The 13,954-nt window shown below is 44.3% G+C and carries 14 protein-coding genes; all 14 read right to left on the bottom strand.

Going from position 1 to position 13,954, the window contains the following annotated elements:
- Positions 1-35: 35 nt before the first annotated feature.
- The 14 genes from rnhB to tsf all read right to left on the bottom strand — a co-directional run bounded on the left by rnhB (position 36) and on the right by tsf (position 13,897).
- Positions 36-656, bottom strand: coding sequence for a ribonuclease HII (gene rnhB, locus FLM48_RS07095; RefSeq protein ID WP_179024169.1), 621 nt, complete (start codon positions 654-656; stop codon positions 36-38).
- Entirely contained in the window at positions 656-1,804 is a 1,149-nt protein-coding gene (gene lpxB, locus FLM48_RS07090; RefSeq protein WP_179024168.1) for a lipid-A-disaccharide synthase, read from the bottom strand. The genes rnhB and lpxB overlap by 1 nt, the downstream gene beginning before the upstream one ends.
- A gap of 74 nt (positions 1,805-1,878) precedes the next feature.
- Positions 1,879-2,646: an acyl-ACP--UDP-N-acetylglucosamine O-acyltransferase gene (gene lpxA, locus FLM48_RS07085; protein ID WP_179024167.1), complete on the bottom strand. Its 768-nt coding sequence runs from the start codon at positions 2,644-2,646 to the stop codon at positions 1,879-1,881.
- Positions 2,643-3,104 (bottom strand): 3-hydroxyacyl-ACP dehydratase FabZ, encoded by a 462-nt coding sequence (gene fabZ / locus FLM48_RS07080; RefSeq protein WP_028772256.1) that lies wholly within the window; start codon positions 3,102-3,104, stop codon positions 2,643-2,645. Before fabZ ends, lpxA begins: the two co-directional genes overlap by 4 nt.
- A gap of 33 nt (positions 3,105-3,137) precedes the next feature.
- Positions 3,138-4,163, bottom strand: coding sequence for a UDP-3-O-(3-hydroxymyristoyl)glucosamine N-acyltransferase (lpxD, locus tag FLM48_RS07075; RefSeq protein ID WP_179024166.1), 1,026 nt, complete (start codon positions 4,161-4,163; stop codon positions 3,138-3,140).
- Positions 4,164-4,169: 6 nt separating this feature from the next.
- The gene (locus FLM48_RS07070) at positions 4,170-4,664 is read right to left on the bottom strand and encodes an OmpH family outer membrane protein (protein WP_037470575.1); all 495 of its coding nucleotides are present in this window, start codon (positions 4,662-4,664) and stop codon (positions 4,170-4,172) included.
- Between the two features lie 68 nt (positions 4,665-4,732).
- Entirely contained in the window at positions 4,733-7,216 is a 2,484-nt protein-coding gene (bamA, locus tag FLM48_RS07065; protein ID WP_028772253.1) for an outer membrane protein assembly factor BamA, read from the bottom strand.
- A gap of 31 nt (positions 7,217-7,247) precedes the next feature.
- Positions 7,248-8,609 (bottom strand): sigma E protease regulator RseP, encoded by a 1,362-nt coding sequence (gene rseP / locus FLM48_RS07060; RefSeq protein WP_179024165.1) that lies wholly within the window; start codon positions 8,607-8,609, stop codon positions 7,248-7,250.
- A gap of 17 nt (positions 8,610-8,626) precedes the next feature.
- Positions 8,627-9,817: a 1-deoxy-D-xylulose-5-phosphate reductoisomerase gene (gene ispC / locus FLM48_RS07055; RefSeq protein ID WP_179024164.1), complete on the bottom strand. Its 1,191-nt coding sequence runs from the start codon at positions 9,815-9,817 to the stop codon at positions 8,627-8,629.
- A 4-nt stretch (positions 9,818-9,821) separates the two neighbouring features.
- A complete protein-coding gene (locus tag FLM48_RS07050) occupies positions 9,822-10,679 on the bottom strand; it encodes a phosphatidate cytidylyltransferase (RefSeq protein WP_028772250.1) in 858 nt (285 codons plus the stop codon).
- 15 nt (positions 10,680-10,694) lie between these two features.
- Positions 10,695-11,486, bottom strand: a complete 792-nt coding sequence (locus tag FLM48_RS07045) for an isoprenyl transferase (protein ID WP_179024163.1) — start codon at positions 11,484-11,486, stop codon at positions 10,695-10,697.
- 82 nt (positions 11,487-11,568) lie between these two features.
- Positions 11,569-12,126, bottom strand: coding sequence for a ribosome recycling factor (gene frr / locus FLM48_RS07040; RefSeq protein ID WP_028772248.1), 558 nt, complete (start codon positions 12,124-12,126; stop codon positions 11,569-11,571).
- Between the two features lie 49 nt (positions 12,127-12,175).
- Positions 12,176-12,913 (bottom strand): UMP kinase, encoded by a 738-nt coding sequence (gene pyrH / locus FLM48_RS07035; protein ID WP_028772247.1) that lies wholly within the window; start codon positions 12,911-12,913, stop codon positions 12,176-12,178.
- A 135-nt stretch (positions 12,914-13,048) separates the two neighbouring features.
- The gene (gene tsf / locus FLM48_RS07030; RefSeq protein WP_028772246.1) at positions 13,049-13,897 is read right to left on the bottom strand and encodes a translation elongation factor Ts; all 849 of its coding nucleotides are present in this window, start codon (positions 13,895-13,897) and stop codon (positions 13,049-13,051) included.
- Between the last annotated feature and the right edge of the window lie 57 nt (positions 13,898-13,954).

Below are 13,954 nucleotides of genomic sequence, written 5' to 3'. Positions count from 1 at the left end.
AGAAGTTGAGTATTTTATTCAACTAAACTTTTGCTCTACACGTCGCTTTCGAGTGCAGTTTGTACAGGTTTAAAACTGCGCCGATGCTCCGCTAATACACCGTGGGCGGCTAATGCTTCAAAATGGGCTTTAGTCGGATAACCTTTGTGTTTAGCGAAACCATATTGGGGATATCGCTCATCTAACTCGGCCATCTCCCTGTCGCGAACCACCTTGGCGACAATTGACGCCGCGCTGATACCATCAATCAAACCATCGCCCTTAATAATTGCATGGGCTTCATTATCTAGCTCTGGCGTGCGGTTGCCGTCAATTAATATTCTGTCAGGGCGCGCTTTTAAGCCCGCGACTGCCCGTTGCATGGCCAGCATAGTCGCATGTAATATGTTGATTTGGTCGATTTCTTGCGGACTGGCACGGCCGACACTCACATCAAGTGCTTTTTCTAAAATCTGCTCATACAAAGCATCACGCTTTTTCTCTGACAGCTTCTTTGAATCATTTAGGCCTAAAATGGGATTATTAGGGTCGAGCACGACTGCGGCCGTGACGACATCACCAACAAGCGGACCACGACCCACTTCATCAACACCCGCATAATATCCGCAGGTCAGTTCACTTATCTGCTCAGCTGTTATCCCTTTATAAATGGCCATTAATCTGCCTCCACAAGTTGACTGACAGCTTGCGCCGCGACTTGGCTGGCGTTACAGCGCAGCGACTCATGCATCTGCAAAAATGTCTGCATTAATGGGCGGCTATCTTGATCAAGCTGCAGCGCGACTGCTTGAGCAATCTTCTGTGCTGTACAATCATCTTGAATCAGTTCCGGAATTATTTTTTCGCCAGCGAGTAAATTGGGCAAAGAATAGCTATCGATTTGCATCATGCCTTTGGCAATCTTATAAGTTAAGGCATTAACTTTATAAGCCACCACCATGGGCCGTTTCACTAACATCGCTTCTAATGTCGCCGTACCCGATGCCAGCAAAATGGTATCTGCAGCCGCCATCACTTGTCTGGATTTGCCCTCAACTAAGGTAATTTCTAGATCGGGCGCATATTGTTTGAGTGCCGTTTCAAACTGTTCTCGACGCTTAGCGTTCACTAAAGGAGTAACAAATTTAAGATCAGGGTATTGCTGCTTAAGCAATTGCGCCGCTTCTACAAACGGCTGCGCCAACTGCTTTAGCTCGCCGCCACGGGATCCGGGTAATATCGCAAGGTATTCCGCTTCAGGGGCTAAACCTAACTCCATTCGCGCTTGCAGTTTATCTGATTGTAGCGGGATATCATCAGCCAAAGTATGGCCGACAAAAGTACAAGGCACTTGGTGCTTATCATAAAACGCTTTTTCGAATGGTAGCAACGACAATACCATATTGGTTGCTTTTGCTATTTTAAAAATCCGCTTGGGTCGCCATGCCCATACCGAGGGACTCACATAATGCACCGTTTTAATGCCATGCTGCTTAAGCTTTAACTCAAGCCCTATATTGAAATCAGGCGCATCAATGCCAATAAAACAGTCTGGTTCGAGCTTGGTGATCGTATCGACTAAGGTCTTTCTAACATGCAGCAAGCGTGGTAATCGCGACAATACCTCAACAATCCCCATGACTGCTAGCTCTTCAAATGAAAATATCGATTCAAAGCCCAGCGCATCCATCTGTGGTCCGCCAATGCCAACAAAGCGTGCATTGGGATATTGCTGTTTTAGTGCCTTAATTAAACCAGCACCTAAAATGTCACCGGAAAGCTCTCCAGCGACCATGGCAAAAACTTTTTGATCTACTTCGCTCATAAAACTGCACTGTTATAAAATCAATATAAAAAAAAAGCCCGTTAAACAACGAGCTCTTTAGTTAGGTAAGCTGCTTAACGAATAATACCGCGGCTTGACTGCTTAACAAATTCAGTTAGCAGTTTAACCTGATCGTCTTGCATATCTTCAGACAAAGCGACTACGGCTTCTTCTACGGTCAGCCCTTTACGGTAAAGTGTCTTATACGCACGTCTAACTGCAAGCTGCGTTTCTTTAGAGAAACCACGACGCTTCAGGCCTTCGCTATTAAGCCCCCGAGGTATCGCCGGTTGTCCTGAAGCCATAACAAATGGTGGCACATCTTGAAGGATCAACGAATAACCAGCGGTAAATGCATGGGCGCCAATTTTGACAAACTGATGAACGCCTGTCATGCCGCCTAAAATCGCCCAGTCTCCCACATGCACGTGGCCAGCAATAGAGGCATTATTGGCCATGATGACATTATCACCCACGACACAATCATGAGCGATATGCACATAGGCCATAAACAGGTTGTTTGAGCCAATTTTGGTGATCCCCTCATCTTGAGTGGTACCACGGTGTATCGTGACCGACTCCCGAATCACGTTATTGTCACCAATCTCTAGTCGTGTTGGCTCACCGGCGTACTTTTTATCTTGGCAATCTTCACCCACCGAAGCGAATTGAAAAATACGGTTGCCCTTACCAATGACACTTGGGCCTTTAATGACAACATGCGAGCTAATATGACAATCATCACCAATCTCAACATCTGCACCCACATAGGTCCAAGGTCCGATAGTGACATTGTTGCCAATTTTGGCATCGGGATGAATATAAGCTAACTTATCTATCACTTGCTGATCTCTCTGCGTGCACACATAATTTCAGCTGAACAAACTAGTTCACCATCCACTTTAGCTTCACCAGTAAACACCCCTATCCCGCGGCGCTCTTTTATCATTTTAACTTCAAAGTGAATTTGATCACCTGGCTCTACAACACGTTTAAAACGCGCTTTATCGATACCAGCGAAGTAGTATAACGCGTCATTTGACGGCGCATCACTCATGGTTTTAAATGCAAGCAAGCCAGTTGCTTGTGCCATAGCTTCTAAGATCAACACACCAGGCATAACCGGCTGTACCGGAAAATGTCCTTGGAAAAATGGCTCGTTGATGGTGACATTCTTGATCGCATGCAATGTTTCACCCGGTGTGAAATCCAATACTCTATCAATCAACAGGAATGGATATCTGTGTGGCAGAAATTTCAAGATCTCTTTGATATCCATGGTATTTAATTCGTTTGACACTAAATTACTTCCTTAGCCGCCATCAATTGGCAGTTAATCATCTGACTTTACGTTTTGTTCTAGCTTTTTGACTCGTTGGAATAAGCTATCTAACTGCCTAAACCTAACCGTATTACGCCGCCACAGTTTATTCTCTGTCGCGATCGTTGCTGACGAGTATAGTCCAGGCTTTCTTATTTCGCTGGTGACATTAGTACCACCAGACACATGCGTACCATCGACAATAGATAAGTGACCTGCAATGGCGGTATTACCACCAATAATACAATACTTACCTAGCGTTAAACTGCCTGCTAAAGTGGTGCTGCCCGCAATTGCAGTGTGCGCCCCAACTACCACATTGTGTGCAATTTGCACTTGGTTATCGATTATCACGCCATCATGAATTTCGGTATGGTCTAACGCGCCACGGTCGATACTGGTGCTGGCACCAATTTCAACATCGTCACCGATACGCACGCCGCCAGTTTGTGGAATTTTTATCCACTGACCGCGATCATTGGCGTAGCCGAAACCATCTGAGCCAATCACTGCTGCTGCGTGAATAATACAGCGTTGACCAATATGTACATTGTGGTAAACACTGACATTAGCCCAAAGCTTACTATCACAGCCTATTACACTATCTTGGCCAACAACACACCCAGCACCAATCTGAACCCGCTCACCTAAAATAACGTTGGCGCCGATCACGGCATTTGCACCGATGGCTACCCCTTCACCGAGCATAGCACTGGGATCGATCACCGCACTAGGATGAATCGCATCTGCAGCTTTCGGAGTGCTATCAAGCAATTGAGCTACTCGAGCAAAGCCCACATAGGGGTCTTTAAGCACAATCGCATTACCAGCAAAGCCCACCAGCGCGCTTTCGGTTAACAAGACAGCACCAGCTTGAGTCGATTCAAGTTGACTGCGATATTTAGGATTGGCAAGAAACGCAAGCTGATCAGCCTGCGCTTTTTCAAGTGTTGCTACGCTTGAGATAGTGATTGAACCATCGCCAACCACTTCTCCGTCTAACTTTGACGCTATCTCACTTAAAGTAAAGTGACTCATCAACAATTAGCCTTTGCTTAATGCATCAACAACTTTGCTGCTGATATCTGATGTTGGCTTAACATAGATAACAGCACCACGCTGAAGTACCACATCATATTGCTCTTTTTCAGCAATTTCATTGATGGCTTTTTGTACTTCAACTAACAATTTATTTTGCTCTTCACCATTACGACGACGCATATCTTCATCAAGTGCTTTACCTTTTAGTTGCAGCTCAGCTTTGATTGAATCCATGTTACGTACAAGTTCAGTTTTTTGAGTATCACTCATTAGCGCTGCATCACGTTGTTGCTTCTCTAGCATGTCACGCAACTCATCTTGCATCTTCTGTACTGCAGCAACTCGATCACCAAATTCAGCTTTTAGTGTTTGGTTCACTGCTTCGCGCTGTGGTAATTGCTCAAAAACTGCCTGCATATCTACAACAGCAATTTTTTCTGCTTGAGCGGCAAGTGGGGCACCTAAAAGAACCAATACCATCATTGCGCGATTAAACATCTTTTTCAAAATAGACTCCTTTTTACTCTGCAACAACTGCAGATTAAACTGTATTAATTAATAAAATTCTAGAAAGTTTGACCAATATTAAATGAGAAAATTTCAGTATCATCATCCTCATATTCCTTAATTGGCCAGGCTAAGCTAAATACCATTGGGCCCATTGGCGATAACCATTGAACACTCATACCTGCTGATGCACGAATACGACCAGGGTCTGAATAATCTTCTAGCTTAGCAAACTGCTCAGCAGGAAGGAATCGATACGAATCATAATCAAACTCAGTATCCCACACGTTACCCGCATCAACGAAGAAGCTTGTACGTACAGAGTTAGTGTAAGCTTCATCCAAGAATGGCGTCGGTACAATCATCTCGATTGTCGCGGTTGCAATTGCATTACCACCAATTGAACGCCCTTCGCTCACGTCAATTCGATTCGGATCACCTGGCAACGTACATCCATCGCCTGATGGATCTGGCGAGCATGGCTCACCGCCTCGGTAAAGATAGAACGAACGTGGGCCTACCGAATTCGACTTAAAGCCACGTAGCGAGCTACTACCACCGGAATAATAGTTCTCCCAGAACGGTAGAATCTGATCATTGTCATTAAACTGGCCATAACCGTTACCGTAACCTAAACGTGCTTTGGTCAATAGTACGAAACTATGGCTGCGGTTAAGTGGGAAATAGAAGTCAGTATTAAAATCGGTCTTAAAGTACTGTAAATCTGATCCAGGAATCGTCATCTTCGCATTAAAGCGCTGTGATGAACCTGATGATGGGAATGTCCCGCGGTTTAACGTACGGCGAGACCAACCAATATTGGCTTCAAAGTTATCAAAAGCTAAATCTGCATTAGGATCGTTAGGATCACGGTAAATATTATAGAAACGCAGCGCTTGCTCATAAGCAGAAATTTCAGAAATACTGTTATGACGATAACCAATACCACCGTTAATACGGTTATATTCGTTAATCGGGAAGCCTGAGTTTACTGCAATACCGTAAGAGCTATTCTTATAACGCTCAAGGTTAGCTTCTTGTGCATCAAACTCGTTCCAGAATATGCTACCACCTAAACTGATACCATCTTTAGTAAAGTAAGGGTCAGTGAAGGATAAATTCACATTCTTCGAGTATTTATTGGTATTAAGGTTAATACCCGCTTGGTTACCCGTGCCTAAGAAGTTACTTTGCTGCACACCAAACTGTAAGCTCAACCCAGATTCTGTACCATAACCCACACCGGCATTAAATGACCCTGATGGTTGCTCCTTAACATTAAAGGCAACATCGACTAAATCATCTGTACCAGGCACTTGCACTGTTTCTGTATCGACGGTCTCAAAAAAGCCCAAGCGGTTCAAATTACCCTTAGAAAGTTCAACTTGCGAAGAGTTTAACCAAGCCCCTTCCATTTGACGTAACTCACGACGCATCACTTCATCTTTGGTTACTTGGTTACCAGCGAAGTTAATACTGCGAACATAGACACGTTTACCAGGTTGTACATTGATATTGAGGTTAACCTGTTTATTCTCGTCATCAATTTCAGGGAAGGTCTTCACCTCGGGGTAAGCATAACCAAAACGGCCTAAATATTTGCTGTACATCTCTTCTGCAAAGGTCACATCTGCGCCGTTATACGTTTCACCACTCTTAATTGGCAAAATCGCTTCCAGCACTTTTTCGCGCCCCATTAACTCACCGGTCAAATTGACCTCGTTTACCGTATATACTTCGCCTTCGTCAACGTTAATGGTGATATACAGGCCTTTGCGGTCCGGTGTCATCGCAACTTGAGTTGACGTCACATCAAAACGGATGTAGCCACGGTTATGATAGAAAGTTTTAATGGTTTCTAAATCGGCTTGCAACTTCTGTTTTTGGTAGCGACGCTCACCAAACAGATCCCACCATGCCACATAATCTTTAAGCTCAAGCATGCCGATAAGTTCAGCATCGGTAAATACAGTGTTACCAACGACATTGATTTGCTCAATCTCTGCCGCTAAGCCTTCAGTAAAGTTAAACTTAAGCTCGACGCGGTTACGCGGTAAGTTAATCACCTGTGCTTCTACTTTGGCGCCATACTTACCGACACCGTAATAGAAATCTTGCAGCCCTTTTTCAATGCCACTTAGCATGGTTCTATCTAAAGATTCACCCACTTTTACGCCAGAGCTGTCTAAGCTCTCTTGTAGCTGCTCATCTTTGATATCTTTATTGCCTTCGAAGGTGACCGTACTAATAGTTGGCCGCTCCTTAACGCGGACAACAAGCACATCGCCATCTCGATCAACCTCAATGTGTTCAAAGTTGGTCGATGCATACAAGCTTTTTATCGCTTGTTGAAGACGTTGCTGATCTACCGTATCACCCACTTTAATTGGCATGTTCAACAGCGCAGCACCTAATGCAACACGTTGTAAGCCTTGAATTTGGATATCGGCTACTTCAAATGGCTGGAATGTATCGGCCCAACCGTTCCCTGATAAAGACGCACCGACTAATAACATCGAGGCAAAAAGTTTATTCAATCTCATAGAGCACTTCTAATTATTTGTGTGTCCTTGCTCAGAGTCGGGAAAAATCATTGAAAAGGGCTATACTCATCAACATTAGCAGCAAGGCTGCCCCAAATCTGAATCCAATTTCCTGTACCTTTTCTGGTACAGGCCTACCCGTAATTACTTCTATGAAGTAATAAACAAGATGCCCACCATCAAGCACTGGCAAAGGCAGTAAATTAATAATGCCTAAGTTTACGCTGATTAATGCTAGGAATCCTAAAAAATAAACCAATCCGTATGTTGCACTGCTTCCCGCACCTTGTGCAATAGAAATCGGACCGCTCAAATTCTTTACTGAAACATCGCCAGTAAAGAGCTTGGCAATCATCTTAATGCTCACAGAGATAAGTTGCCATGTTTTATCTGCCGCAACCGCAAAAGAATCAATTACCCCATATTCAAGTTGCAGTTTCATATTCTCTGGCCAACTTGCCTGAGTCGGTGCAACACCAATCACACCTTCACTCACTCCAGCGTCGTTTTGACGCGATTTAGGTGTAACCTCAAGTATCAGCTGTTCTCCATCGCGTTGGACGGTAATCGCGACCATTTTATCTGGCGAGGCTTTGATGAGCTCTACAAATGGCTCCCAGCCTTGATAACGTTGTTGATTGACGGCAATCAGTTTATCGCCAACTTTCATTCCTGCCGCTGCTGCAGCACCGTCATCGTTGACCATGCCAATCACAGGGGTAATTTCAGGCCTAAACACCTCTAAACCAAGCGAAGTGATAGGTGATTGCTTGTCGGGATCAAATTGCCACTGACTAATGTCAAGCTGATAACTTTGTGCCTTGCCATAGCCTTGGTTTAGCGGTGTTAACGTTATATCCAGTTTATCATCACCAATATGACTCACTAGCGCATAGGTAACCTCTTCCCAAGTGCGCACCGACTTGCCACCAATCGCAGTGACCTGCATCGGCTCATTTACTTGAATAACCGCAGCAGGCGTAGCAGTTTGCGTCGACTCAATAACGGGTTTGACCGCAGGAACGCCAATCAGGTACATGATATACAGTGCAAATATGGCAAAAATAAAATTAGCCATAGGACCGGCACCTACGATAGCGATACGTTGCCAGACATTTTTTCGATTAAATGCTTGATCTTTTTGTGATTCAGGCACCTCATCAACACGCTCATCGAGCATTTTGACATAGCCGCCTAACGGAATCAGTGCCACCACATACTCGGTGCCATCTTGGCCTACTTTACGCCAAATCGCTTTACCAAAACCGATAGAAAAACGCTCAACTTTCACACCGCAACGACGTGCCACCCAAAAGTGACCATATTCATGGGCGGTAATTAGCATGCCAAGGGCAACAATAAAAGACCCTAAGTTCCAGAGAAAATCAAACATCCTTTTCCTTTACATGACTAGGTTAAGTCACTGACTAATTCTGCAGCGACTATTCGTGCTTGAGCATCAAGCTGCATAATATCTTCAATACTATTTAAATTACGCTGAGCAACACGATTTAAGCTTAACTCATTCACTTTAGCGATATCGGTGAATTTAATGCCACCTTCTAAGAACGCCGCCACTGAGATTTCATTTGCAGCATTCAATACTGTTGTGGCTTCCTGCCCTTGCTCACAGGCATCAATCGCCAACTTTAAACAAGGGAAGCGAGCAAAATCTGGTTCTATAAAGCTTAACTGTCCGACTTTGAAAAAGTCTAAAGGTTCAACGCCAGAGTAAATTCTCTGTGGATAGGACATACAATGAGCAATCGGTGTACGCATATCTGGATTGCCCATTTGCGCAACAACTGAGCCGTCAATATATTGCACCATTGAGTGAATCACACTTTGCGGATGAATTACCACTTGTATCTGCTCACGGCTGGCATTAAATAACCAACGGGCCTCAATATACTCTAAGCCTTTGTTCATCATTGATGCTGAGTCTACCGAGATTTTACGTCCCATTGACCAGTTTGGATGCTTACAAGCTTGATCAGGGGTTTTGGTCGCTAAACTTTCGATGGGCACTTGTAAGAAAGGTCCACCTGAGCCAGTTAGCAAAATATGAGAAATGCCGGCATCACTGAGGTTGCAACGACCCACCTGAGTTTGCACTGTCTCTGGTAAGCATTGAAATATGGCATTGTGCTCACTGTCTACAGGTAGCAGCTGCGCGCCAGAACGCTCAACTTCATCGATAAACAGGCGACCCGACATAACCAAGGCTTCTTTGTTAGCCAGTAGCACTCGTTTGCCCGCTTTCACTGCGGCTAAGGTTGATGGTAAACCTGCTGCTCCGACGATAGCTGCCATTACTGTGTGTACTTCGGGCAGTGCAACGATACTGGCAAGCTCATCAGCCCCGCAAGAAACCGAGATAGCCATATGAGCAGGCAAACGCCGCTGTAGCTCAGCTGCCGCTTTCGGGTCGACCATATGTGCAATACTGGGGTTAAATTGCAAACACAACTCCAGCATCTTATCTACATTGCTATGCGCAACCAATGCATATGCTTTATAGGCAGCAGGGTTAGCGGCAACCACGCTAAGAGTGCTGGTTCCAATAGAACCGGTCGCACCCAGAACAACCAAATTTTGCATTAGATTACATCCAGAAGGCGATATATAACAGTGTAAACACTGGCAACGCCGCAGTTAAGCTATCAATCCGATCTAACACGCCACCATGACCCGGTAAAATGGTACCTGAATCTTTAATCTGAGCTGCGCGTTTAAACATGCTTTCTGACAGATCTCCCAGTGCCGAGACCAATGCAACGAACAAAATCACTGACACTACTAACCCAAGCTCCTGCTCCGGCGAAACTGTCATTACCGCATAAGCAACCAGCATGGTGGCAACCAGGCCGCCGAGCAGACCTTCAATGGTTTTGGCTGGGCTCACATTGGGCATTAGCTTACGTTTACCGAATTGCTTACCCGCGAAGTACGCACCGGTGTCGGCCGCCCACACAACCATCATTACAAAGAAAATCAGTGTGCCGCCATAAAACGGCATCGCAGCAGAACTCAATGATTTAAGCGCAATAAGAGATGCGAAACAAGGAACCAAAGTTAACTGGCCAAACATCGATTTAAAAGTGGGGCTATTACGCCAAAACGCAGCGCTTTTAGGGTAGCTAATCACAAAAACTAACGATATCGCCCACCACATTGCCCCTATCAGTATGATAGCCAGCATCACCGGGTGCAAGGTCCCTTTAAACCAAACCTCATGGGATGGAACAAATAAATTAAGCGCAACTAAAAGAAAACCAATGGTAATGGTGAAGCTCCACTGGGTAATATTACAATTTTTATCAATAATACGTCCCCACTCCTTAGCTGCGATAAGGAAAACGGCGACAAGTCCCCACGAAAAATACTGACTTGGCACATAAAAGACTGCGCCTATCACTAAAGGGATTAACCAACTTGCTGTTATTATTCGTTGTTTTAGCAAAACCTTCCCTCTTTATTACTCGGCTTGTAACGTTTCTATTTGCGTACCCGTTAACCCAAAGCGGCGTTGACGACTGGCAAAAGTATCAATCGCCTGTTTGAATGCATGTTCATCAAAATCAGGCCATAAAATATCGGTAAATACCAACTCTGCATAGGCTGCTTGCCAAAGCACAAAATTACTAATGCGGTAATCACCGCCAGTGCGGATCATTAAATCAACTTCAGGTTGATTTTGCATGCACAAATGCTCACTTAACCCCTCTTCGGTCATTTGACTGCTGCTGATTTCACCAGTTTCTACTTTTTTAGCTAATGCTTGAGCAGCCTGTAAGATATCCCAACGGCCGCCATAGTTAGCGGCAACATTAAGAATGAGACCGTCGTTATCAGCAGTCTTGGCCATGGCGGCTGCAATTTGTTTCTGAAGTCTTTCGGAGAAACGGCTTATATCACCGATAATATTTAGGCGAACACCATTTTTATGCAGTAATTTGATTTCCCGTTGCAGAACCGTAAAAAACAGCTCCATCAACAAGGTGACTTCTTTATCGGGACGACGCCAATTCTCGCTCGAAAATGCAAACAATGTCAGCGATCCAATACCTAACTCGCGTGCCGTGCTAACAGCTCGTCGCACTGTTTTAACACCGGCTTTGTGACCGACCACACGCGGCTTACCTTGAGCTTGTGCCCAACGACCATTGCCATCCATAATGATAGCAACATGCTTTGGTATTGACTGTTTAACCAGTTCCGCTAGATCCGCAGCAACTTTATCAGTATCTGACTGGGATTCGATTGACATCTAGTACAACCCTTAAAAATAGACAAACGCCGTGTAGTATACCCCTACACGGCGTGTTAACTCTAGTCTTGAGACAGGGAGTTTAGACTTCCATCAATTCTGCTTCTTTTGCAACCAAAATTTCTTCGATTTGCTTAATATGCGCATCGGTGAATTTTTGGATTTCGTCTTCAGTGCGACGTACATCATCTTCAGTACACTCTTTCTCTTTCTCTAGTGCTTTCACATCAGAGTTAGCGTCACGACGAACATTACGAATAGCAATACGGCCGTTTTCAGCCTCAGCACGTACCACTTTGATTAAATCTTTACGACGCTCTTCTGTCAATGCAGGTAGCGGGATACGAATCGTCGTACCAGCTGACATTGGGTTAAGACCCAAATCAGAACTCATGATCGCTTTTTCAACAACTGGGATCATAGTTGTATCAAATACGGTTACCGCTAAAGTACGAGAATCTTCAATAGATACGTTGCCCACTTGCTTAAGTGGTGTCAACGAGCCGTAATAAGACACTTTAATTGAATCAAGTAAACTTGGGTGAGCACGACCAGTACGTACTTTAGCCATTTGAGTTTTTGTTGCTTCAACGCACTTAGCCATACGTTCTTGAGCATCTTTTTTGATTTCGTTAATCACGTTAAATATCCTTTTGATCACTCAGTTTTTAATTGATTTATGTTCTGGGTTATTCAGCACTTTGTTTTTTAATAAAGGTGCCTTCATCTTCGCCCATGATAACACGACGAAGCGCACCAGGCTTATTCATGTTAAATACCAAAATTGGCATATCGTGATCTCTCGCCAACGTAAACGCCGCCAGATCCATCACTTTTAATTCTTTGTCTAGGACTTCATCATAACCCATGCGGTCATATTTAACGGCTTCAGGATTTTTAACTGGGTCATCTGAATAAACACCGTCGACCTTAGTGCCTTTTAATACCACTTCGGCTTCAATTTCGATACCACGTAAACAAGCGGCTGAATCGGTAGTACAAAATGGGTTACCTGTGCCTGCAGCAAAAATCACTACACGGCCAGATTTTAATAAACTGATCGCTTCGGCCCAGTTATAATCGTCACATACACCTTTAAGCGGAATTGCCGACATCAAGCGTGCATTAACATAGGCACGGTGCAATGCATCGCGCATTGCCAAACCATTCATCACTGTTGCTAGCATACCCATATGGTCACCAACAACACGATTCATCCCCGCAGTCGCCAACCCTTCACCACGGAATAAGTTACCGCCACCAATCACAACACCAACCTGAATGCCTAACTCAACCAGCTCTTTTACTTCTTGAGCCATACGGTCAAGGACTTTAGGGTCAATACCAAAACCTTCTTCACCCATCAGTGCTTCACCACTGAGTTTTAATAGAATACGTCGAAATGCAGGTTTAGGATTTGTGCTCATAGTTTTTATTCCTGATTAGAGTCGATGAGTATCATACCAATTTTGGCTGACAAAATGCATGCTACAAATAAAAAATTGATATAACAAAACCGCAGCGATTGCTGCGGTTTTGGGGGTATCTTACAGCTTAACGAATTAAGCCTTAGAAGCGGCGATTTGTGCTTCTACTTCAGCAGCAAAATCTTCTTCTTTCTTCTCGATACCTTCACCAACTTCTAGACGAATGAAGTTAGATACTGTTGCGCCTTTCTCTTTAAGAATTTCGCCAACAGTTTTCTTAGGTTCCATGATGAAAGCTTGACCAGTAAGAGAGATCTCACCAGTAAACTTCTTCATACGACCAGTAACCATTTTCTCAGCGATTTCTTGAGGCTTACCTTCGTTCATCGCGATCTCAACCTGAAGAGTTCTTTCACGCTCAACAACGTCAGCTGGAACATCTTCTGGGTTAACGAATTCTGGCTTAGATGCAGCAACGTGCATAGCAACGTGCTTTAGTGTCTCTTCGTCAGCTTCACCGGTAACAACTACACCGATACGCTCACCGTGACGGTAAGAAGCAGCGTTAGCACCGTCGATGTACTCAACGCGACGAACGTTGATGTTTTCACCGATTTTAGCAACTAGTGCAACACGAGTTTCTTCAAACTGTGCTTTTAAGTCTTCAATCGTTACTTTAGCTGCAGTAGCAACTTCAAGTACTTGGTTAGCAAATGCTAGGAAGTTAGCATCTTTTGCTACGAAGTCAGTTTGACAGTTAACTTCTAGAAGTGCAGTGAAGCCTTCGCCACTCTTGATAAGGATAGTACCTTCAGCAGCGATGTTACCTGCTTTTTTAGCAGCCTTCGCAGCACCACTTTTACGCATGTTGTCAATTGCAAGCTCAATGTCACCATTGGTTTCAGTTAGAGCTTTTTTACAGTCCATCATGCCAGCGCCAGTGCGGTCACGAAGTTCTTTAACTTGGGCAGCAGTAATTGCCATTGTTAAATCCTCTACAGATAATTCTACAAATTCATTTGATAAAAAACAGGGGCCTTG

It is taken from the genome of Shewanella sp. Scap07 (assembly GCF_013394145.1).
Classification (GTDB): Bacteria; Pseudomonadota; Gammaproteobacteria; order Enterobacterales; family Shewanellaceae; genus Shewanella; species Shewanella waksmanii.
This window is presented reverse-complemented; position numbering and strand designations above follow the sequence as displayed.

Coding starts and splice junctions, on each gene's coding strand:
- rnhB (WP_179024169.1), bottom strand. CDS start 656: ATGGCCATTTATAAAGGGATAACAGCTGAGCAGATAAGTGAACTGACC.
- lpxB (WP_179024168.1), bottom strand. CDS start 1,804: ATGAGCGAAGTAGATCAAAAAGTTTTTGCCATGGTCGCTGGAGAGCTT.
- lpxD (WP_179024166.1), bottom strand. CDS start 4,163: ATGAGTCACTTTACTTTAAGTGAGATAGCGTCAAAGTTAGACGGAGAA.
- FLM48_RS07070 (WP_037470575.1), bottom strand. CDS start 4,664: ATGTTTAATCGCGCAATGATGGTATTGGTTCTTTTAGGTGCCCCACTT.
- bamA (WP_028772253.1), bottom strand. CDS start 7,216: ATGAGATTGAATAAACTTTTTGCCTCGATGTTATTAGTCGGTGCGTCT.
- rseP (WP_179024165.1), bottom strand. CDS start 8,609: ATGTTTGATTTTCTCTGGAACTTAGGGTCTTTTATTGTTGCCCTTGGC.
- ispC (WP_179024164.1), bottom strand. CDS start 9,817: ATGCAAAATTTGGTTGTTCTGGGTGCGACCGGTTCTATTGGAACCAGC.
- FLM48_RS07045 (WP_179024163.1), bottom strand. CDS start 11,486: ATGTCAATCGAATCCCAGTCAGATACTGATAAAGTTGCTGCGGATCTA.
- pyrH (WP_028772247.1), bottom strand. CDS start 12,913: ATGAGCACAAATCCTAAACCTGCATTTCGACGTATTCTATTAAAACTC.
- tsf (WP_028772246.1), bottom strand. CDS start 13,897: ATGGCAATTACTGCTGCCCAAGTTAAAGAACTTCGTGACCGCACTGGC.